General features: G+C 60.3%; 15 protein-coding genes and 1 pseudogene. 12 read left to right on the forward strand and 4 right to left on the reverse strand.

Going from position 1 to position 19,855, the window contains the following annotated elements:
- Nucleotides 1-145: 145 nt before the first annotated feature.
- The 6 genes and pseudogenes from PSV40_RS07015 to PSV40_RS07040 all read left to right on the forward strand — a co-directional run bounded on the left by PSV40_RS07015 (nucleotide 146) and on the right by PSV40_RS07040 (nucleotide 9,502).
- Entirely contained in the window at nucleotides 146-3,223 is a 3,078-nt protein-coding gene (locus PSV40_RS07015) for a type I restriction endonuclease subunit R (protein WP_300536012.1), read from the forward strand.
- Nucleotides 3,216-4,730, forward strand: coding sequence for an RNA-binding domain-containing protein (locus PSV40_RS07020; protein ID WP_300536014.1), 1,515 nt, complete (start codon nucleotides 3,216-3,218; stop codon nucleotides 4,728-4,730). The genes PSV40_RS07015 and PSV40_RS07020 overlap by 8 nt, the downstream gene beginning before the upstream one ends.
- Entirely contained in the window at nucleotides 4,727-5,995 is a 1,269-nt protein-coding gene (locus tag PSV40_RS07025; protein WP_300536017.1) for a restriction endonuclease subunit S, read from the forward strand. Before PSV40_RS07020 ends, PSV40_RS07025 begins: the two co-directional genes overlap by 4 nt.
- Complete coding sequence (locus PSV40_RS07030; protein ID WP_300536020.1) at nucleotides 5,992-7,002, forward strand: virulence RhuM family protein; 1,011 nt, start codon at nucleotides 5,992-5,994, stop codon at nucleotides 7,000-7,002. Before PSV40_RS07025 ends, PSV40_RS07030 begins: the two co-directional genes overlap by 4 nt.
- The gene (locus PSV40_RS07035) at nucleotides 6,999-7,976 is read left to right on the forward strand and encodes a UPF0149 family protein (protein WP_300536023.1); all 978 of its coding nucleotides are present in this window, start codon (nucleotides 6,999-7,001) and stop codon (nucleotides 7,974-7,976) included. Before PSV40_RS07030 ends, PSV40_RS07035 begins: the two co-directional genes overlap by 4 nt.
- A gap of 24 nt (nucleotides 7,977-8,000) precedes the next feature.
- Nucleotides 8,001-9,502 (forward strand): annotated as a pseudogene (locus PSV40_RS07040) (type I restriction-modification system subunit M).
- A 78-nt stretch (nucleotides 9,503-9,580) separates the two neighbouring features.
- On the opposite strand, the gene argG reads toward PSV40_RS07040, so the two are convergent.
- From argG to PSV40_RS07060, 4 genes are all read right to left on the reverse strand, one after another.
- A complete protein-coding gene (gene argG, locus PSV40_RS07045; RefSeq protein WP_300536026.1) occupies nucleotides 9,581-10,912 on the reverse strand; it encodes an argininosuccinate synthase in 1,332 nt (443 codons plus the stop codon).
- A 69-nt stretch (nucleotides 10,913-10,981) separates the two neighbouring features.
- Complete coding sequence (locus PSV40_RS07050) at nucleotides 10,982-11,299, reverse strand: pyrimidine/purine nucleoside phosphorylase (RefSeq protein WP_300536028.1); 318 nt, start codon at nucleotides 11,297-11,299, stop codon at nucleotides 10,982-10,984.
- A gap of 271 nt (nucleotides 11,300-11,570) precedes the next feature.
- The gene (locus PSV40_RS07055; RefSeq protein WP_300536031.1) at nucleotides 11,571-12,302 is read right to left on the reverse strand and encodes a glycine zipper 2TM domain-containing protein; all 732 of its coding nucleotides are present in this window, start codon (nucleotides 12,300-12,302) and stop codon (nucleotides 11,571-11,573) included.
- 141 nt (nucleotides 12,303-12,443) lie between these two features.
- Nucleotides 12,444-12,788: an ArsC family reductase gene (locus tag PSV40_RS07060; RefSeq protein ID WP_300536034.1), complete on the reverse strand. Its 345-nt coding sequence runs from the start codon at nucleotides 12,786-12,788 to the stop codon at nucleotides 12,444-12,446.
- A 159-nt stretch (nucleotides 12,789-12,947) separates the two neighbouring features.
- Between PSV40_RS07060 and folC the strand changes: the two genes are divergently transcribed.
- The 6 genes from folC to gltX are packed head-to-tail and all read left to right on the forward strand — an operon-like array spanning nucleotide 12,948 to nucleotide 19,751.
- A complete protein-coding gene (gene folC, locus PSV40_RS07065; protein ID WP_300536036.1) occupies nucleotides 12,948-14,273 on the forward strand; it encodes a bifunctional tetrahydrofolate synthase/dihydrofolate synthase in 1,326 nt (441 codons plus the stop codon).
- A gap of 17 nt (nucleotides 14,274-14,290) precedes the next feature.
- Nucleotides 14,291-15,091 carry an SPOR domain-containing protein gene (locus PSV40_RS07070; RefSeq protein ID WP_300536038.1) on the forward strand — a complete coding sequence of 267 codons (801 nt, stop codon included), beginning with the start codon at nucleotides 14,291-14,293 and terminating at the stop codon, nucleotides 15,089-15,091.
- Between the two features lie 14 nt (nucleotides 15,092-15,105).
- Nucleotides 15,106-15,588, forward strand: coding sequence for a CvpA family protein (locus tag PSV40_RS07075; RefSeq protein ID WP_300536048.1), 483 nt, complete (start codon nucleotides 15,106-15,108; stop codon nucleotides 15,586-15,588).
- Nucleotides 15,589-15,616: 28 nt separating this feature from the next.
- The gene (gene purF, locus PSV40_RS07080) at nucleotides 15,617-17,134 is read left to right on the forward strand and encodes an amidophosphoribosyltransferase (RefSeq protein ID WP_300536040.1); all 1,518 of its coding nucleotides are present in this window, start codon (nucleotides 15,617-15,619) and stop codon (nucleotides 17,132-17,134) included.
- Between the two features lie 2 nt (nucleotides 17,135-17,136).
- Nucleotides 17,137-18,351, forward strand: a complete 1,215-nt coding sequence (locus PSV40_RS07085) for an O-succinylhomoserine sulfhydrylase (RefSeq protein ID WP_300536042.1) — start codon at nucleotides 17,137-17,139, stop codon at nucleotides 18,349-18,351.
- Nucleotides 18,348-19,751 (forward strand): glutamate--tRNA ligase, encoded by a 1,404-nt coding sequence (gene gltX / locus PSV40_RS07090; RefSeq protein WP_300536044.1) that lies wholly within the window; start codon nucleotides 18,348-18,350, stop codon nucleotides 19,749-19,751. The genes PSV40_RS07085 and gltX overlap by 4 nt, the downstream gene beginning before the upstream one ends.
- The last annotated feature ends 104 nt before the right edge of the window (nucleotides 19,752-19,855 follow it).

Consider the following 19,855-nt stretch of genomic DNA (forward strand, 5'->3'; position numbering starts at 1 on the left):
ATTTACAGCAGTCACTCGTACCAGAAAGTGCAACCCTTTTCCAACGCGAGAGGGGATATGCTCTTAAGGTTAAAGATCACTGTCCCGTTACTCCCGAACCCAACCGGTTTCACCCCGTTCAGTCGAAAAGCGCGATCCTGTAGCCATGCCCTCATCCACGTCCATCTACGACCAATCCGCCAACTCGGTCCGCCACAGCGTCAAAGAGGGTGAGATCGAATACGGCTTCATCGGCAAGCTGCAGGGCCTTAAATACGAGTACCGTGCCGACATTCGCGACCGCGCCGCTCTGGAGCGCAACTTCCGTGAAAAGTTCGAGGCGTTAAACCGCGTCAAGCTGTCCGATGGCGAATTCGCCCGCCTACTCGATGAAATCATCACCCCCGACGTGTTCACCGCCGCAAAAACCCTGCGCACCATCAACTCGTTCACGCGCGAAGACGGCACGCCGCTCAACTACACCTTGGTCAACATCAAGGATTGGTGCAAAAACACCTTTGAGGTCGTCAACCAGCTGCGCGTCAACACGGACTACAGCCACCACCGGTATGACGTGCTCATCCTCATCAACGGCGTGCCTTGTGTGCAGATCGAGCTGAAGACGCTGGGCATCAACCCGCGCCGTGCCATGGAGCAGATCGTTGACTACAAAAACGATCCCGGCAACGGCTACACCAAGACGCTGCTGAGCTTTTTGCAGCTCTTCATCGTCAGCAACCGCACCAACACCTACTATTTCGCCAACAACAACGCACGCCACTTTGCATTCAATGCAGATGAGCGCTTCTTGCCCATCTACCAGTTTGCGGACGAGGCCAACAACAAGATCACCCAGCTCGACGAGTTTGCTGACAAGTTCCTGGTGAAGTGCACCCTGGGGCAAACCATCAGCCGTTACATGGTGCTGGTGGCCAGCGAACAAAAGCTGCTCATGATGCGGCCTTACCAGGTTTATGCGGTCAAGCAAATCGTGGACTGCATTCACCAAAACTGCGGCAACGGCTACATCTGGCACACCACCGGCAGCGGCAAGACGCTCACATCCTTCAAAGCATCCACCCTGCTGAAGGACAACCCTGACATTGAAAAATGCCTCTTTGTGGTGGACCGCAAAGACCTTGACCGCCAGACCCGTGAAGAATTCAACCGCTTTCAGGAAGGCTGTGTAGAGGAAAACACCAACACCGCCACGCTGGTACGCCGCCTGCTGTCTGACGACTACGCTGACAAGGTGATTGTCACCACCATCCAGAAGCTGGGCTTGGCGCTGGACGAAAACAGCAAGCGCAACAAACAACAAAAGAAGGACGGCAAGGCCACCTACAAAGAGCAGCTGACGCCGCTGAGCGACAAGCGCATCGTCTTCATTTTTGACGAATGCCACCGCTCCCAATTTGGCGATAACCACGACGCCATCAAGAACTTTTTCCCCAAGGCCCAGCTCTTCGGCTTCACCGGTACGCCGATTTTTGAGAAGAACGCCACGGTCAAACAGTTCGAGGGCGAAGAAGGCCAGTTGCGCACCACGGAGGACATCTTCCAGAAGCAGCTGCACGCCTACACCATCACCCACGCCATTGAAGACACCAATGTGCTGCGCTTCCATGTGGACTACTTCAAGCCAGAGGGAAAAAACCCACCTAAGGCGGGCGAGGCGCTGGCCAAACGGGCGGTTGTAGAAGCCATCCTCGCCAAGCACGACACAGCCACTGCCAGCCGCCGCTTCAACGCGGTGCTGGCTACCGCCAGCATCAATGACGCCATCGAATACCACAGCCTTTTTGAGGACATGCAAAACCGCAAGCGCGAGGCGACTCCTGAGTTTGTGCCGCTGAACATCGCCTGCGTGTTCTCGCCCCCTGCCGATGGCAACCCAGATGTGAAGCAAATCCAGGAAGACCTGCCGCAGGAAAAACTGGATAACGAAAAAGACCCCGAGGAAAAGAAGAACGCGCTCAAAGCCATCCTGGCCAGCTACAACCAGCGCTACGGCACCAACCACAGCATCAATGAGTTCGACCTGTACTACCAGGACGTGCAAAAGCGCATCAAAGACCAGCAGTGGCCCAATGCCGACTACCCCGCCGCCAAGAAAATCGACATCACCATCGTGGTGGACATGCTGCTCACTGGCTTTGACAGCAAGTACCTCAATACCCTGTACGTAGACAAGAACCTCAAGTACCACGGCTTGATACAGGCCTTCTCGCGCACCAACCGCGTGCTCAACGGCACCAAGCCCTACGGCAACATTCTGGACTTTCGCCAGCAGCAGGCCAATGTGGATGCCGCCATTGCCCTGTTCTCGGGCGAGAAGTCGGGCGAAGAGGCCCGCACCATCTGGCTGGTGGACAAGGCCCCTGTCGTCATCCAAAAGCTAGACGTGGCCGTCACCGTGCTGGCCGACTTCATGCAAAGCCAAGGCTTGGCCTGCACGCCCGACGCCGTGCACAGTCTCAAGGGGGACGATGCACGCGCTGCCTTCATCAAAAACTTCAAAGAAGTGCAGCGCCTCAAAACCCAGCTCGATCAGTACACAGACTTGACCGAGGACAACGCCGTTGCCATAGAGCACATCCTGCCCGCGGAAGACCTGCAAGGCTTTCGCGGCGCGTACCTGGAAACCGCCCAGCGCCTCAAGCAGCAGCAAGTCCAGCAGGACAAAGGCGGCGATGCGAAAGGCGATGACGCGGCCGATGTGGACCAGCTCGACTTTGAGTTTGTGCTCTTCGCCAGCGCAGTGATCGACTACGACTACATCATGGGCCTCATGGCGCGCTTTTCTCAACAAGGAATGCAGGGCACCGGTAAACAGAAGATGACCAAGGACGAGCTGATCGGCTTGATCCTGGCCGATGCCAAGTTCATGAACGAGCGCGATGACATTGCCGCCTACATCAACACCCTGAAAGCGGGCGAGGGCCTGAGCGAAGCCGCCATCCGCGAGGGCTATACCCGGTTTAAGAAAGAAAAAGACAGCACGGAGTTGGCGGCCATCGCCACCCGCCACCAACTGGCACCAGTCGCGCTGCAAACCTTTGTCGATGGCATTTTGCAGCGCATGATTTTTGATGGCGAAGCCTTGAGTGATCTGATGGCTCCGCTGGACTTGGGCTGGAAGGCCCGTGCCCAAGCCGAACTGGCGCTGATGAAAGAGCTGGTGCCGCTGTTGCAAAAGCGCGCACAGGGGCGGGGAATTTCAGGGCTGAGTGCGTATGAATGAGCAACCGTTAACCGAAACCACACTACTGGAGCGCATTGCCCTGGGTGAACACACCCGCCAGCAATTCAAGCGCACGTTCAACAACCCCGACGCCTTGGCCACCGAACTGGCGGCGTTTGCCAACAGCGGCGGTGGCACCCTGCTCATTGGTGTGGATGACGACGGCACCATTACCGGGCTCAGCGCGGCTGACATACGCCACCTCAACCAGATGCTGAGCAATGCCAGCAGCCAGCATGTGCGCCCGCCCGTTCATCCCCTCACCGAAAACGTGAAAACCCAGGCCGGGTTGGTGATGGTGGTGACCGTACCCAACGGCCTAGCCAAACCCTACCTTGACCACCAGGGCCGCATCTGGGTCAAACAGGGGGCCGACAAACGCCATGTGACCGCGCGCGAAGAAATGCAGCGCATGTTTCAGAGTGGCGGCCTGGTCTATGCGGATGTGGTGCCCGTAGCGGGCACCACCAGTGCAGATCTGGATGAACCCAGCTTTCGCCGTTACCTGGCCCAGCACTACAGCGCAGATACCGCCCAAGCCGGGCTGCCGCTGGATGCCGTGTTGCAAAACCTGGGCCTGGGTGATGGCCGCGAACTTACCCTGTCTGGCCTCATGCTTTTTGGCCGCAACCAGCAACGCTGGCGGCCTGCGTTCTCCATCAAAGCCGTGGCCTTCTTCGGCACCAGCATTGCCGACAGCCACTACCAAGACAGCCAGGACTTCAGCGGCACCCTGCCTACCCAATACGCCGAGGCGTTGGCCTTTATCAAACGTAACCTGCGTCGCGTGCAGGGCGACCAGGGCTTCAACTCACCGGGCATCTTGGAAGTTCCAGAAGTGGCCCTGCAAGAGCTGCTGGTCAATGCGCTCGTCCATCGCGACTACTTCACCAGCGCCTCCATCCGCATACTGGTGTTTCGCGACCGCATTGAAATCATCAGCCCCGGCCACCTGCCGGACAGTCTGAGCATTGACGACATACGCCACGGCAAAACCAACCGCCGCAATCCCACGCTGAGCGAGCACGCCTTCCGGCTGCTGCCCTACCGTGGCATGGGCAGCGGCATACCCCGGGCGCTGGGCGAGTGGCCCCAAATTGAACTGATCAGTGAGGTCAGCGGCAACCAGTTCACAGCCAGGGTGCAGCGGCCCAAGACCGAGCAGGAGGGATCTGGCGAACATACGACCGACCCAGTCGTCGACCCAGTCACAGGGCAAGTCATCCAAGAGCCAGAGTCACGGCCAGAGTCACGGCTAGAGTCACGGCTAGAGTCACGGCTAGAGTCCAAGTTGGCGGCCAAGGTCATGCTGATGCTTGATGCAACTGCGCTGGGCAAGCTTGCACTGGCGCAAGGGCTGGGGCACCAAGGCGTGTCTGGCGAGCTAAATAAGCAAATTCGCCGCTTGCAGAGCAGTGGCCTGATCGAGTACACCCTGCCCGACAAACCCAACAGTCGCCTGCAGCAATACCGCCTGACGGAACAAGGAAAGGCCTTGTTGAAATGAATGAGCGGAAAAAATTGGTGCCTAAACTGCGGTTTCCGGAGTTTCGAACGGCTAGGGAGTGGGATACGACAGTTTTGGGCGAACTGTCTGAAGTCGTCCGTGGTGGATCGCCGCGCCCGATTGAGGGTTTTCTGACCACTGCTGTCGATGGTCTTCACTGGCTGAAGATTGGCGACGTTGATAAGGAAGCGAAATACGTTACTCATACCGCAGAGAAAGTCAGACCAGAAGCGCTCAGTAAGACCCGAGTAGTGAATCCTGGAGACCTGATTCTTTCAAACTCGATGAGTTTCGGTCGTCCATACATTCTCCAGATAAAAACCTGTATTCATGACGGCTGGATCGCTGTAACGCATATAGGTGATGAGGTCACACGGGACTTTCTCTACTATCTGATTTCTGAACCGCACAGCCAAAGATACTTTTTGAATAATGCTGCTGGCAGTGGCGTTCAGAATCTAAATGCCGACATCATCAAGGCTTTGCCGGTTTGTCATCCGCCTTCTTCCGAGCAACAAAAAATCGCCGACTGCCTGAGTTCCTTGGACGAGCTGATCACCGCGCAAGCCCGCAAAGTGGACGCGCTCAAGACCCATAAAAAAGGACTGATGCAGCAGCTCTTCCCCCGCGAAGGCGAAACCCAACCGCGTCTACGGTTTCCTGAGTTTCGAGTTGCGGGGGAATGGAAACAGAAGACACTAGAAGAAATTGCAACCATCAAGTCAGGCTCCACTCCATTGAGAGCAAACGACGAATTTTTTGTTGGCGGTTCTATTCCTTGGGTTAAAACAACAGACTTAAACAATTCGTTCATCGCCACGACTGAAGAAAAGATAACTGCAAAAGCGAAGGCCCGGATCAATCCCGTAGGTTCGGTTTTAGTCGCAATGTATGGCGGCTTTAATCAGATCGGTAGAACTGGCTGTTTGAGTGTTCCTGCCGCTACAAATCAAGCAATTTCGGTTTTGCTGTTAGACCAAAAAATCGCCTTACCCGTTTATGTTTTAGCGTGGCTAAACGCCAAGGTCGAAGATTGGAAAAGAATCGCTAGCAGTAGCCGCAAAGATCCGAATATCACTGGCTCTGATGTTGCTAAATTCCTCATCACTTTGCCCGAAGTTAAAGAGCAAAGGCGTATTGCCGACTGTGTTGATTCTCTCGACGATCTCATCACCACCGCCACCCAAGAACTCGACACCCTCAAGACCCACAAGAAAGGGCTGATGCAGCAGCTTTTCCCATCAGCCGAGGCGGCGGAGGCATGAGCAACCTGATTCTGTACTCCACCGAAGACGGCAAGAGTCAAATTCAGCTGCGGACTGACCTGGGAACGGTGTGGCTGACCCAGTTGGAGATGGCGGAGTTGTTTGACGCCACCAAACAGAACATCTCGCTGCACCTCAAGAACCTCTTTGAGGACGGTGAATTGGATGCAACGGCAACTGTCAAGGAATCCTTGACAGTTCAAACCGAGGGCACGCGCAAGGTACAACGGCCCATCACGCTCTACAACCTGGACGCCATCCTGGCCGTGGGCTACCGCGTGCGCTCACCGCGGGGCGTGCAGTTCCGCCGCTGGGCGTCCACGGTGCTCAAAGAGTACCTGGTCAAGGGCTTTGTGATGGACGACGAGCGGCTGAAGAACCCGGACGGCCGCCCGGACTACTTTGACGAGATGCTGGCGCGCATCCGGGACATACGGGCCTCGGAAAAGCGCTTTTACCAAAAGGTGCGCGACCTGTTTGCGCTGGCAGCGGACTACGACAAGTCGGATGAGACTACACAGACCTTTTTTGCCACGGTGCAAAACCTGTTGCTCTACGCGGTGACGCAAAAGACGGCAGCAGAACTCATCGTCAGCCGCGCCAATCCTGCGGACCCACACTTCGGTCTGCTTAGCTGGAAGGGCACCCAGGTGCGCAAGCAGGACATTGTGGTGGCCAAAAACTACTTGACCGAGGACGAGGTCGACACCCTGAACCGGCTGGTGGTCATCTTCCTGGAGACGGCAGAGCTGCGCGCCAAGCGGCAAACCATCACCAGCATGAGTTTCTGGCAAGAGAACGTGGGGCAGATCGTTGTTTCCAACGGCTTTCCACTGCTCAGCGGTGCCGGTTCGGTTAGCCACGCCCGCATGGAGCAAAAGCTGGAGCCGCTGTATCTGGACTTTGACCAACGCCGCAAGACCGAAGAAGCCCGTGCCGCTGATGCGCAGGAGGAGGCTGATTTGAAGGCGCTGGAGAGCACGATAAAGAATCGGCCCAAGACATGACTGACGATATTGAAATCATCCATTCCCCACTGGCGCAGACCTACAGCGCTGGGGGGCACACGCTGCGCATCGAGATTTACCGCAGTGCAGACAGCCTATGGATTTTGGAGGTAGTGGACGAAGGGGGCACGTCAACCGTGTGGGACGACCCGTTTAAAACAGACAGGGCGGCGCTGGAAGCAGCGTTTTTGGCCATCGAGACCGAGGGTGCCCACAGTTTTTTGACCGATGCAGGCAAGCCAAGGCAAGAGGTGCCGGCCAACGGCAATGAGCTGTTCGAGCCACTGACGGAAGAAGAGCTGGACGAGCTGGAGCATTTTTTGCTGTATGAGCTGGACACCGAAGAGGGTATGACGCTGGACATCTTGGATGGCTTTTTGCATGCCATCGTCATCGGGCCGGTGTTCATACACCCGCACGAATGGCTGCCCAAGGTGTGGGGCACAGAGGACGATGAGACGCCGCCCATGCCGAGTGTGGAGGTGTTCAATCGGGTCTTGCAATTGATCATGCGCCACTACAACGGCATCGTGTCGGGCTTTTCCATGCAGCCGCCAGAGTTTTTGCCGTTGTGGGCCACCCACACTTTTGAGGAGCAAGAGTTTGATGACGCAGAGGGCTGGGCTTATGGCTTCTGCGAAGGTGTCAAGCTCAGCCAACCTGCATGGCAGGCATTGCTGGATGACTCCGAAGGTGAGCGCTGGTATCGCCCCATTGGCTTGTTGGGCGGGGATGACTATTCAGCAGATCAAATGGAGCTGACCACGACTCCTGCGCAGCGCCATGTGCTGGCGGCAGCGATTGGCAACAATTTGCCCTACATCCATGCTTTTTGGTTGCCGATGCGCGAGGCTGTCAATGAGCGCCAACGGGCGCAGCGCATGAGCAACAAAGTGGGCCGCAACGAGCCTTGCCCCTGCGGCAGTGGCAAGAAGTTCAAGAAGTGCTGTGGCGCGCCGTCGCAGCTGCACTGACCCGCTTCACATACCAACATCAACATGACCGAACAAAACCAAAAACAACTGGGCAACACCCTCTGGGCGATTGCCGACCAACTGCGCGGGGCCATGGATGCGGACGATTTCCGTGACTACATGTCGTCCTTCCTGTTCTTGCGCTACCTGTCTGACAACTACGAGACGGCGGCGAAGAAGGAGCTGGGGACTACGTCGTCCAGCCACAACACTTGTGGAGCAGCATTGCCAATATGGCCCGCACACAAAGTGATGAGCTACTCAACACGCTGCAAGCGGGCTTCAAGTACATCGAGACCGAATCTTTTGAGAGCACGTTTCAGGGCTTGTTTTCTGAAATTGACCTGGGTTCGTCCAAGCTGGGCAAAGGCTACCCAGAGCGCAACGCCAAGCTGTGCGTCATCATCAAAAAAATCGCTGATGGGCTGGCCGAGTTCTCTGACAAGTTGGACACCCTGGGTGACGCTTACGAGTACCTGATTGGTCAGTTTGCAGCTGGCTCGGGTAAAAAGGCGGGCGAGTTTTATACGCCGCAGCAAATCTCGGACATTCTTTCCACCATCGTGACGCTGGATAGCCAGGAGCCCAAGACGGGAGCAAAGCAGCGGCTGGAAAGCGTGATGGACTTTGCGTGTGGCTCAGGTTCCCTGCTGCTGAACGTCCGCAAAAAGACCAAGGAAGCTGGCGGCACTATCGGCAGGATTTACGGCCAAGAAAAGAACATCACCACCTACAACCTGGCGCGCATGAACATGCTGCTGCATGGGGTGAAGGACACCGAGTTTGAAATTTTCCACGGCGACACACTCACCAACGACTGGGACATCCTGCGCGAGCTGAATCCGGCCAAGAAGCCTGCCTTTGACGCCATCGTGGCTAACCCGCCGTTCAGTTACCGCTGGGAGCCTACCGATGCTTTGGCTGATGACGTGCGCTTCAAAAACCACGGCCTGGCGCCAAAGTCCGCTGCGGACTTTGCCTTTCTGCTCCACGGCTTCCACTTCCTGAAAGATGAGGGGGTGATGGCTATCATCCTGCCTCATGGTGTGCTGTTCCGGGGTGGGGCGGAAGAGCGCATCCGCACCAAGCTGCTGAAAGATGGGCACATTGACACGGTGATTGGCCTGCCGTCCAACCTGTTTTATTCCACGGGCATTCCGGTGTGCATCTTGGTGCTGAAGAAGTGCAAGAAGCCGGATGACGTGCTGTTCATCAACGCCGCCGAGCACTTTGTCAAAGGCAAACGCCAGAACCAGCTGACGGACGAGAACATTGCCAAAATCATCAAGACCTACCAATACCGTGAGGAGGAGGCGCGCTACTCCCGCCGGGTGGGGATGGCCGAGATTGAGAAGAATGAGTTCAACCTGAACATCTCACGCTATATCAGCACAGCGGTGGGCGAGGCAGAGATTGACCTGGACGCCACGCACCGCGAACTCGTGGACATTGAGAAGGCTATTGCGGTAGCCAAAGATAAGCACAACGGCTTTTTGAAAGAACTGGGTTTGAAGCTGCTGCCTTAAGCCCGCTAGACATTGAATACAAACAAAAAGCCCGCCAAGTTTTCACTTGGCGGGCTTTTTGTTTGGAGTTGCGCAGGCTTACTTGCCCAGCTTCAAAAAGTCATCCCCCTTGCCCAACTCCAGCATGCCGGCGTTGGAATAAATCCCCAGCTTGGCGCGTGTATCCGTGATGTCCAGGTTGCGCATCGTCAATTGCCCAATGCGGTCCAGCGGGCTGAACGGCGCGTCTTCCACCTTTTCCATGCTCAAACGCTCAGGCGCATAGGTCAGGTTGGGCGATTCGGTGTTCAGCAGCGAGTAGTCGTTGCCGCGGCGCAGTTCCAGCGTCACGGTGCCGGTGATGGCGCTGGCGATCCAGCGTTGGGCGGTTTCGCGCAGCATGATGGCCTGGCTGTCGAACCAGCGGCCTTGGTAGAGCAAGCGGCCCAGTTTGCGGCCGTTGTCGCGGTATTGCTCGATGGTGTCTTCGTTGTGGATGCCGGTGACCAGGCGCTCGTAGGCGATGAACAGCAGCGCCAGGCCCGGGGCTTCGTAGATGCCGCGGCTCTTGGCTTCGATGATGCGGTTTTCGATCTGGTCGCTCATGCCCAGGCCGTGGCGGCCGCCGATTTCGTTGGCCTTGAGGATCAGGCTCACCAGGTCGGGGTAGTGGATGCCGTTCAGGGCCACGGGGCGGCCTTCTTCAAAGGTCACGCTCACTTCTTCGGCCTTGACGACGCAGTCGTCTTTCCAGAACGGCACGCCCATGATGGGGTTGACGATCTTGATGCCGCTGTTGAGGTTCTCCAGGTCCTTGGCTTCATGCGTCGCACCCAGCATGTTGCTGTCGGTGCTGTAGGCCTTCTCGGCGCTCATCTTGTAGCCAAAGCCATTGGCCGTCATGAACGCGCTCATCTCAGAGCGGCCGCCCAGCTCGTCGATGAACTGCTGGTCCAGCCAGGGCTTGTAAATCTTCAGCGCGGGGTTGGTGAGCAGGCCGTAGCGGTAGAAGCGCTCAATGTCATTGCCCTTGAAGGTGCTGCCGTCGCCCCAGATGTTGACGTCGTCTTCCTTCATGGCGCTGACCAGCATGGTGCCGGTCACGGCGCGGCCCAGCGGCGTGGTGTTGAAGTAGGTGGAGCCCGCGGTGGTGATGTGGAAGGCGCCGGCCTGCAGCGCGGCCAGGCCTTCAGCAGCCAGTTGCGGGCGGCAATCAATCAGGCGGGCCTTGATGGCGCCGTATTCCATGGCCTTGCGCGGAATCTCGTCGTAGTCGGCCTCGTCGGGCTGACCCAGGTTGGCGGTGTAGGCATAGGGCAGGGCGCCCTTCTGTTTCATCCACAAGAGCGCGGCGCTGGTGTCGAGGCCCCCGGAGAAGGCGATGCCGACCTTTTGGCCGGCGGGGATGTTTTGCAGGATGGTGTTAGACATGAAATTGGCCTCTAGCCCTTGTGGAATAAGCGCAGGCTGCTATGAAATTAAGAGTAAATCGCCTGCGGATCAACCGAAGTGGCAGATGTAGTGATAGGCCTCGGCGACACGGATGTCGAAGCTCGAGTTGCCCGGTATGCTGAATTTTTCACCCGGTGCGGAGGTGAGCCAGGCGTCGGTGCCGGCGAGTTTGTACTCGCAGGCGCCGGCCACACATTCCATGATTTCGGGCGCGCCGGTCTTGAAGGTCAGTGTCGAGGGCAACACCACACCGACGGATTTTTTGGTGCCATCGGGAAAGGTGATGCCGTGGCTCACGCACTTGCCGTCGAAATAGACATTGGCCTGGGTGGTGACGCTGATGTTGTCGATTTTTTCTGTAGTCATGGTGGTGTGAAAGTGGGCGGGGAAAACATCCGGCTGCCGGGCTGGCGATGCAAAGCCCCTGATTTTAGGTCACCCGGACTTCCGGCGCGTGGCGGGATGGTCTTGACGGGGCAAGGGCACCTGAATCCGTTCGCCTGGTTCAGGCGTATCCCGAATGACGAATGCAGGGCCATCACGTCCATGAAAGCAGAAAGCCCGGAGACCCCATTGATTGCGTGGGGCGGCCGGCAACAAAAAAGGGGCTAACAAGCCCCTTTTTTGTTTTGCTGGCTTAACGCCAGTGGCGGTGCCCGCCGTAGCCGCCGCGGCTGTAACCGAAGTTGAGCGACACGCCCACCGGCGGGTAGTAAGGCCGCGGGTAATAACCGGGGTAGGCGACCACCGCAGGCTGCACATAGACCGGCTGCGAATACACCGGCTGGGCATAGACGGGCTGTGAGTAGACAGGTTGCGAATAAACAGGCTGCGAATACACCGGCTGGGCTGGCTGGACATAAGCTTGCTGACTGGCCTGCGGCGCGGGCATCGCGCCCACCGGCGTGACCTGCAGCCGTACATACAGGCCGGGGTCACTGGGCATCTGCACGGTGTGCTGCTTGTCGGCGTATTCGTACACCACGTTGTAATGCGAAGTGCGGTTTTCGTAGGACATCTGGGTGCCGCACTGCTGCACGTTCTGCACCTGGCTGCGGTTGCCTTCGATGTTGTTGCCGACCATGGCGCCACCGACCAGGCCGATCATGGTCGCCAGGGCGCGCCCGCCGCCGTCGCCAATGGCATTGCCCATTGCGCCGCCGGCCAGCGCGCCCATCACGGCGCCGGCACCCGAGGGCGGGGCTTCAGTGACCATGGGCTGGACGGAGCAGACCTGGCGCGGCACGCTGACCTGCTGGACCACCGGGGTGCTGGAGATCACGCGCGCCAGGATGTCCATCGCCGATGCGTTGACGGCAAACAGCCCGGAGGCTGCGGCAACAGCGGATAAAACAAGTGTATTTTTCATGGTTCAAATCCCTTTTTAGCCTGCTGGAAGAGCCCCGGCCGGGGAGGCCAAAATGACGTCTACCAGTTTAATGATTCAGAGTGGATTTGGTGCACACAAGTTCAGTAAAGCCCTGTAAAGCTGGGCCGGGGCCCGGCCGTTTCAAAGCCGTTCAGACCAGCTTTTTTCGTCAAAACCGACCGTGATCTGCGTACCCCAGTCCACCACCGGGCGCTTGATGACGCTGGGCTGCGCCAGCATCAGGGCCTGGGCGCTGGCCGCGTCCACGGTGGCGGTTTGCAGCTGCGGGTCCAGCTTGCGCCAGGTCGTGCCCTGGCGGTTGACGAGTTTTTCCCAGCCCACCGCGCGCTCCCAGGCGGTGAGCCGGTCTGCCGGCACGCCCTGTTTTTTGAAGTCATGAAAAGTGTGGGCAACATCGTGCGCGGCCAGCCAGGCGCGGGCTTTTTTGACGGTGTCGCAGTTGGGAATGCCGTAAACAGTGATCATGCGCACATTTTCGCATGGTTTGGCATCAAATTGGCCCTGGCCCCTTGCGGGACGGGCGCAGGCAGCTATTGATTTGATAGCTGCACAACCCCATCCGGCATGCGGTCGGGCCAGCACCAACAAGGTGCGTGGCGCGGCAGCGGCGACAATACCGCTTCCATGGACAAGCCCACCACCCTAGCCGACTGGCTCGCACACTGCGAGCGCCTGCACCCCAACGCCATTGACCTCGGACTGGAGCGTGTCCGCAGCGTCGCCGAACGCATGGCACTGCGTTTTGACTGCCCGGTCATCACCGTCGCCGGCACCAACGGCAAAGGTTCGAGCTGCGCCATGCTCGAAGCCATCCTGGGACAGGCCGGCTATCGCACCGGCGTCTACACCTCGCCGCACCTGGTGCATTTTGAAGAACGCTGCCGCATCCGCGGCGAGATGGCCAGCGCCGACCAGCTGCTGCCGCACTTCGAGCGGGTCGAGGCGCTGCGCGGTGACACTTCCCTGACGTATTTCGAGTTCACCATGCTCGCCATCTTCAGCCTGATGGCCGAGGCCGGGCTGGACGTGGTCATCCTCGAAGTCGGGGTCGGCGGGCGGCTCGACTCGGTCAACATCATTGATGCCGACTGCGCATTGATCACCAGCATCGACATCGACCACACCGAACTGCTGGGCAAGGACCGTGAAAGCATAGGCCGCGAGAAAGCCGGCATCATGCGCGCCGGCAAGCCCGCCGTCGTGGGCGACCCGGTGCCGCCGCAAAGCGTGATAGCCCGCGCCGCCGAAGTGGGCGCTGACCTGTGGCGCCTGGGCCATGACTTCAACTTCTCCGGCGACAAGCAGCAGTGGGCCTGGGCCGGCCGGGGTCGGAGGTACGCCGGGCTGGCCTACCCGGCGCTGCGCGGTGCCAACCAGCTGGTCAACGCCTCGGGCGTGCTGGCCGCGCTGACGGCCCTGCGCGACCGCCTGCCGGTGACCGCGCAGGCGGTGCGCAACGGGCTGGGCATGGTGGAACTGCCGGGCCGCTTCCAGATCATTTCCGGCCAGCCGACGCTGGTGCTGGACGTGGCGCACAACCCGCACGCCGTGGCGGCGCTCACCGAGAACCTCGACGCCATGGGTTTTTACCCCTGCACCCACGGCGTGTTTGGCGCCATGGCCGACAAGGACCTGGCGCAGATGCTCACGCGGGTGGGGCCGCTGGTCGACCGCTGGTATTTCACCGATCTGCCGACGCCCCGCGCCGCCAGGGCCGACGATTTGCTGGCCCGGTGGCAGGCGCTGAACACCCGCCAGGATGCCCGTGCCGGCGTGTATGCCGACCCGGTGCAGGCCCTGCAGGCCGCCGTCGCCGCCGCAGACCCCACTGATAGAATTGTGGTGTTCGGATCGTTCTATACGGTGGGAGGTGTTTTGAAGGACGGCCTGCCGCGTCTTTTCGCTCCGCACGCTGCGCCTGAGCGCCACGCTTCATCAACCGATACCTAACGGATACCGTCACCGCCATGCCGTTTTTCAACTTTCGCCGGGGCCAACCCTCTGCTGCTGCCGGGTCTGCCGCCCAGACCGAGAGCGTGGAAGTGATGCGCAAACGCGCCAAGCACCGCCTGATCGGTGCGGTGGTGCTGGTGCTGGCCGGGGTGATCGGTTTTCCCTTGTTGTTCGACACCCAGCCGCGGCCGGTCGCTGTCGATATTCCGATCGAGATCCCTGCCAAGAGCGGCGTCAAGCCGCTGGTGATGCCGGCGCCGGCCACCGCCCCGGCCGTTGCAGCCAGTGCGGCGCCGGCGGGCAGCGAGAAGGTCGCCACGCCGTCCAGCCTCTCGCCCCGCGAAGAAATCATCACGGAAAAGAAGGCCGAGGCGCCCGCTGAACCTGCGCAGCCTGCTATCAAAAAAGAAGCAAAGCTCGAGCCAAAACCGGAACCGAAGCCAGAACCCAAACCAGAGCCCAAGGTCGCGGCCAAAACGCCCGCAACGGCGCCTGCCGGCGATGAGGGCGCCCGTGCCAAGGCCCTGCTCGACGGCAAGGTGCTTGCCGCGGCGCCCGCCGCCAAGGCCGCGCCGGCCGAGGCGGAAGGCCGGCTGGTGGTGCAGGTTGGCGCTTTCGCCGATGCCGACAAGGCCCGGGAAGTGCGCCAGAAACTGGAAAAGGCGGGGCTCAAGACCTACACCCAGGTGGCCGACACCAAGGACGGCAAGCGCATCCGCGTACGGGTCGGGCCGTTTGCCAGCAAGGCCGATGCCGACAAGGCCGCCAGCAAGATCAAAAGCCTTGATTTGCCGGCTGCCGTCCTGACCTTGTAGGTTCGTGTCGAGTGCTGGCTGTTGCTGACTGGGCGTTTCTGGGGGTGTTGGTGGTGTCGCTGATCATCGGCGCGTGGCGGGGGCTGGTGTACGAAATCCTGTCCGTCCTCGGCTGGGCGCTGTCGTTTTACATCGCGCAATGGTTTGCGCCGGCGGTGGCTGCCGTGCTGCCGCTGCAGAGTGCGTCCGATCCGGTGCGTTATGCCGCGGCCTTTGTCCTGATTTTTATTGTGTCCGTGTTTCTGGCGGGCCTGCTGGCGGTGCTGTTCAAGAAGCTGGTGGAGGCCATCGGCCTGCGGCCGGTGGACCGGACCCTGGGGGCGGCTTTTGGCCTGGTGCGCGGGGTGATCCTGCTGCTGGCGGTGACGGTGGTCGTCAACATGACCGCTTTCAAGGCCAGCGCCTGGTGGCAGGAGTCCGTTGGCGCCGAGGTGTTGACGGCGGCGGTCCGGGGCCTGAAGCCGGCGCTGCCCGAACAGTTTGCAAAGTACCTCTAATGATTGGCGAATTGATGAACGGAAATCTATGTGCGGAATAGTTGGCGTTGTCAGTAACGCCCCGGTGAACCAGCTGATTTACGACGGGCTGCTCCTGCTGCAGCACCGCGGTCAGGATGCGGCCGGGATTGTCACGCAGCAAGGACGCAAGTTCTTCATGCACAAGGCCAAGGGCATGGTGCGCGACGTCTTTCGCACGCGCAACATGCGCGCGCTGCCGGGCAACGTGGGCCTGGGTCAGGTGCGTTACCCGACGGCCGGCAACGCCTTCAGCGAGGACGAGGCGCAGCCGTTTTACGTCAACGCGCCGTTTGGGCTGGTGCTGTCGCATAACGGCAACCTGACCAATGCCGCCGAACTCAAGGCGGAACTGTTCAACACCGACCACCGCCACATCAACACCGACAGCGATTCCGAAGTGCTGCTCAACGTGCTGGCGCACGAGCTCGAGAAAACCACGCGCGGCCTGCCGCTCACGCCCGCCGACGTGTTTGCGGCCGTGCGCGGCGTGCACAAACGCATCAAGGGCTCCTACGCCGTGGTGGCGCTGATTGCCGGCCACGGCCTGCTGGCTTTTCGCGACCCCTTCGGCATTCGCCCGCTGTGCATGGGCCGCGGCCAGAACGACAGCGGCAACACCGTCATGGTGGCCAGCGAGTCGGTGGCCCTGGAAGGAACGGCCCACCAGTTCGAGCGCGACATTGCGCCGGGCGAGGCGGTGTTTGTGGACATGGAAGGCACCGTCCACGCCGAGCAGTGCGCGGCCCATCCGCAGCTCATGCCCTGCATTTTCGAATTCGTTTACCTGGCGCGGCCCGACTCGGTGCTCGACGGCATCTCGGTCTACCAGGCGCGTCTGAACCTGGGCGAGACGCTGGCCAAACGCGTGGTGTCCACCGTGCCGCCCAACGAAATCGACGTGATCATTCCGATCCCCGAGTCCAGCCGCCCAAGCGCGACGCAGCTCGCACACCTGCTGGGCATTCCCTACCGCGAAGGTTTTGTGAAGAACCGTTATGTGGGCCGCACCTTCATCATGCCGGGCCAGGGCGTGCGCAAGAAATCCGTGCGGCAAAAACTCAATGTGATCGCCAGCGAGTTCAAGGGCCGCAACGTGCTGCTGGTCGATGACTCCATCGTGCGCGGCACCACCTCCAGAGAGATCGTGCAGATGGCGCGTGACGCCGGCGCCAAAAAGGTCTACCTGGCGAGCGCCGCGCCGCCGGTGCGTTATCCCAACGTCTACGGCATCGACATGCCGACCGCGGCCGAGCTGGTGGCGCATGACCGCACGGTCGAGGAAATCCGCGTTGCCATCGGCTGCGATGCGCTGATCTACCAGGACGTCGAAGGCATGAAACGCGCCATCGGTTCGCTCAATGGCAAGCTCGACGGCTTTGATGCCTCGTGTTTCGATGGCGTTTACATCACCGGCGACATCACGCCTGAGAGCATTGCCAAAATGAACGAGCAACGGGTCGACAGCAGCGAAGAGGGTGATGTCGATGTCTCGCGCCTGGCGCTGCCCAACCCGCAGGAAGCCTGAACATGGCCGACAAAAAACTGCCCGACAACCTGCACCGCGACACGCTGGCCGTGCGCGTGGCGCTGGAGTCCAGCCAATACGGTGAACACTCCGAAGCGCTCTACCTGACCAGCGGTTTTGTGCAGCCCGACGCCGAAACCGCGGCCCGGCGTTTTGCCGGCACGGAGGACGGCTACACCTACGGCCGCACGTCCAACCCCACCGTCAGCAGCTTCGAGCGCCGGCTGGCCGCGCTGGAAGGCACGGAAGCCGCCATAGGCGCCTCCACCGGCATGGGCGCGATCCTCATGATGTGCATGGGTCTGCTCAAGGCCGGCGACCACGTCGTCTGTTCGCGCTCGATGTTCGGCTCGACGCTGACACTCATAGGCCGGGAATTCGGAAAGTTCGGCGTCGAGACCACCTTTGTCTCGCAGACCGATGTGGCAGAGTGGAAAGCGGCGATCAAGCCCAACACCAAACTGCTGTTCGCCGAAACGCCAACCAACCCGCTGACCGACGTCTGCGACATTGCCGCCCTGGCCGATCTCGCGCACGGTGCCGGCGCGCTGCTGGCGGTGGACAACTGTTTCTGCACGCCGGCCCTGCAGCGGCCGGCTGAACTGGGCGCCGACCTGGTGATCCACTCCGGCACCAAGTACCTCGATGGCCAGGGCCGCGTGATGGCCGGGGCAATCTGCGGCCCGGCCAAGCTGATCGTCGATGTGTTTGGCCCGGTCGTGCGCACCGCCGGCATGACGCTGTCGCCCTTCAATGCCTGGGTCGTGCTCAAGGGACTCGAAACGCTGGGCATCCGCATGCAGGCACAGTGCGCCAATGCGCTGGCCGTGGCGCGCTGGCTGGAAGCGCAGCCGGGCGTGTCGCGGGTCTACTATCCGGGTCTGGCCTCCCATCCGCAGCACGAACTGGCCATGCGCCAGCAGTCGGGGCAGGGCGGTGCGGTGGTGTCCTTCGACGTCGTGGGTAACGACCCCGACACCGCGCGCGCCAATGCCTTTCATGTCATCAACAGCACACGTGTGCTGAGCATCGCCACCAACCTGGGCGACACCAAGACCATCATCACCCATCCCGGCACCACCTCGCACGGGCGCCTGACCGAAGCACAGCGGCAGGCTGCCGGCATCGGCCAGGGTCTGATCCGCGTGGCGGTGGGCCTGGAGCATATTGAAGACATCAAGGCCGACCTGCTGCGCGGCCTGGGCACCCTGACATGACACCAAAAACAAGAACGCGGTTTGCGCCTTCGCCGACAGGCTTCATCCACCTCGGCAACATCCGCTCGGCGCTCTACCCCTGGGCGTTTGCACGCGCCACCGGCGGCGACTTCATCCTGCGCATCGAAGACACGGATGTCGAGCGCTCCTCGCAGGCCGCGGTGGACGTGATCATCGAAAGCATGCGCTGGCTGGGCCTGAACTACGACGAAGGCCCTTATTACCAGATGCAGCGCATGGACCGCTACAAGGCGGTGCTGGCCGAGCTGCAGGCCGCAGGCCATGTCTACCCCTGCTACATGAGCATGGCCGAACTCGATGCCCTGCGCGAAAAGCAGATGGCCGAAAAACAGAAACCGCGTTACGACGGCACCTGGCGGCCCGAGCCCGGCAAGACCTTGCCACCGGTTCCCGCAGGTGTGTTGCCCGTGCTGCGTTTCAAAAATCCGCAGGACGGGGCGGTGGTCTGGGACGACAAGGTCAAGGGCCGCATCGAGATCAGCAACGACGAGCTCGACGACCTCGTGATCGCGCGGCCCGACGGCACGCCGACCTACAACTTCTGCGTGGTCGTTGACGATCTCGACATGGCGATCACACATGTGATCCGCGGCGACGACCACATCAACAACACGCCGCGCCAGATCAACATCTTCCGTGCCCTCGGCAAGGACGTGCCGGTCTACGCCCACCTGCCGACCGTGCTCAACGAGCAGGGCGAAAAAATGAGCAAGCGCCACGGCGCCAAGGCGGTCACGCAGTACGCCGAAGAAGGTTACCTGCCCGATGCCATGGTCAACTACCTGGCGCGTTTGGGCTGGAGCCATGGCGACGATGAAATTTTCACTCGCGAGCAGTTCCTGCAGTGGTTCGACCTCGACCACCTCGGCAAAAGCGCGGCGCAGTTCGACGAAGCCAAGCTGCGCTGGGTCAACGCCCAGCACATCAAGGCCATGGCCGACGACAGGCTCGCCGAACTGGTGTTGCCTTTCCTCAATGAGCGTGCGCTGGCCGGCCTCGATGCAGGACGGCGCGTGGCCGCCTGCGCTTTGCTGAAAGACCGTTGCAGCACGCTGGTGGAACTGGCCGACTGGATGGGTGTGCTGGTCAGCCATGAGCCGGTCAGTGCTGAAGACATCCAGTCCCATGTGCCGGCCGATGTGGCGCCGGCCGTGTACCAGCTCGCGGAGTTGCTGGCCAGCTGCGAGTGGAGCAAGCCGGCGATCGCGGCCGCCATCAAGCAGGTGCTGCTGGACAAGGGCCTGAAGATGCCGCAGCTGGCCATGCCGGTGCGGGTATTGGTCGCCGGGCGCCAGCAGACACCGTCGCTCGATGCCTTTTTGTCATTGATGGACAGGGAAAACGTGATCGCGCGTCTTGTCCACTTGAAAAGGCTCTGATTTTCGGGCTATAATTCAAGGCTCGACGATTGCAAGGAAACTTGCAACAGGGGGGTATAGCTCAGCTGGGAGAGCGCTTGCATGGCATGCAAGAGGTCAGCGGT

The sequence above is a fragment of the Polaromonas sp. genome (assembly GCF_029945925.1).
Lineage (GTDB): Bacteria > Pseudomonadota > Gammaproteobacteria > Burkholderiales > Burkholderiaceae_C > Polaromonas.

What these genes read in the sequence shown, in the direction of transcription:
- PSV40_RS07015 (WP_300536012.1), top strand. Translation starts at nt 146, where the DNA reads ATGCCCTCATCCACGTCCATCTACGACCAATCCGCCAACTCGGTCCGC.
- PSV40_RS07020 (WP_300536014.1), top strand. Translation starts at nt 3,216, where the DNA reads ATGAATGAGCAACCGTTAACCGAAACCACACTACTGGAGCGCATTGCC.
- PSV40_RS07025 (WP_300536017.1), top strand. Translation starts at nt 4,727, where the DNA reads ATGAATGAGCGGAAAAAATTGGTGCCTAAACTGCGGTTTCCGGAGTTT.
- PSV40_RS07030 (WP_300536020.1), top strand. Translation starts at nt 5,992, where the DNA reads ATGAGCAACCTGATTCTGTACTCCACCGAAGACGGCAAGAGTCAAATT.
- PSV40_RS07035 (WP_300536023.1), top strand. Translation starts at nt 6,999, where the DNA reads ATGACTGACGATATTGAAATCATCCATTCCCCACTGGCGCAGACCTAC.
- argG (WP_300536026.1), bottom strand. Translation starts at nt 10,912, where the DNA reads ATGTCTAACACCATCCTGCAAAACATCCCCGCCGGCCAAAAGGTCGGC.
- PSV40_RS07050 (WP_300536028.1), bottom strand. Translation starts at nt 11,299, where the DNA reads ATGACTACAGAAAAAATCGACAACATCAGCGTCACCACCCAGGCCAAT.
- PSV40_RS07055 (WP_300536031.1), bottom strand. Translation starts at nt 12,302, where the DNA reads ATGAAAAATACACTTGTTTTATCCGCTGTTGCCGCAGCCTCCGGGCTG.
- PSV40_RS07060 (WP_300536034.1), bottom strand. Translation starts at nt 12,788, where the DNA reads ATGATCACTGTTTACGGCATTCCCAACTGCGACACCGTCAAAAAAGCC.
- folC (WP_300536036.1), top strand. Translation starts at nt 12,948, where the DNA reads ATGGACAAGCCCACCACCCTAGCCGACTGGCTCGCACACTGCGAGCGC.
- PSV40_RS07070 (WP_300536038.1), top strand. Translation starts at nt 14,291, where the DNA reads ATGCCGTTTTTCAACTTTCGCCGGGGCCAACCCTCTGCTGCTGCCGGG.
- purF (WP_300536040.1), top strand. Translation starts at nt 15,617, where the DNA reads ATGTGCGGAATAGTTGGCGTTGTCAGTAACGCCCCGGTGAACCAGCTG.
- PSV40_RS07085 (WP_300536042.1), top strand. Translation starts at nt 17,137, where the DNA reads ATGGCCGACAAAAAACTGCCCGACAACCTGCACCGCGACACGCTGGCC.
- gltX (WP_300536044.1), top strand. Translation starts at nt 18,348, where the DNA reads ATGACACCAAAAACAAGAACGCGGTTTGCGCCTTCGCCGACAGGCTTC.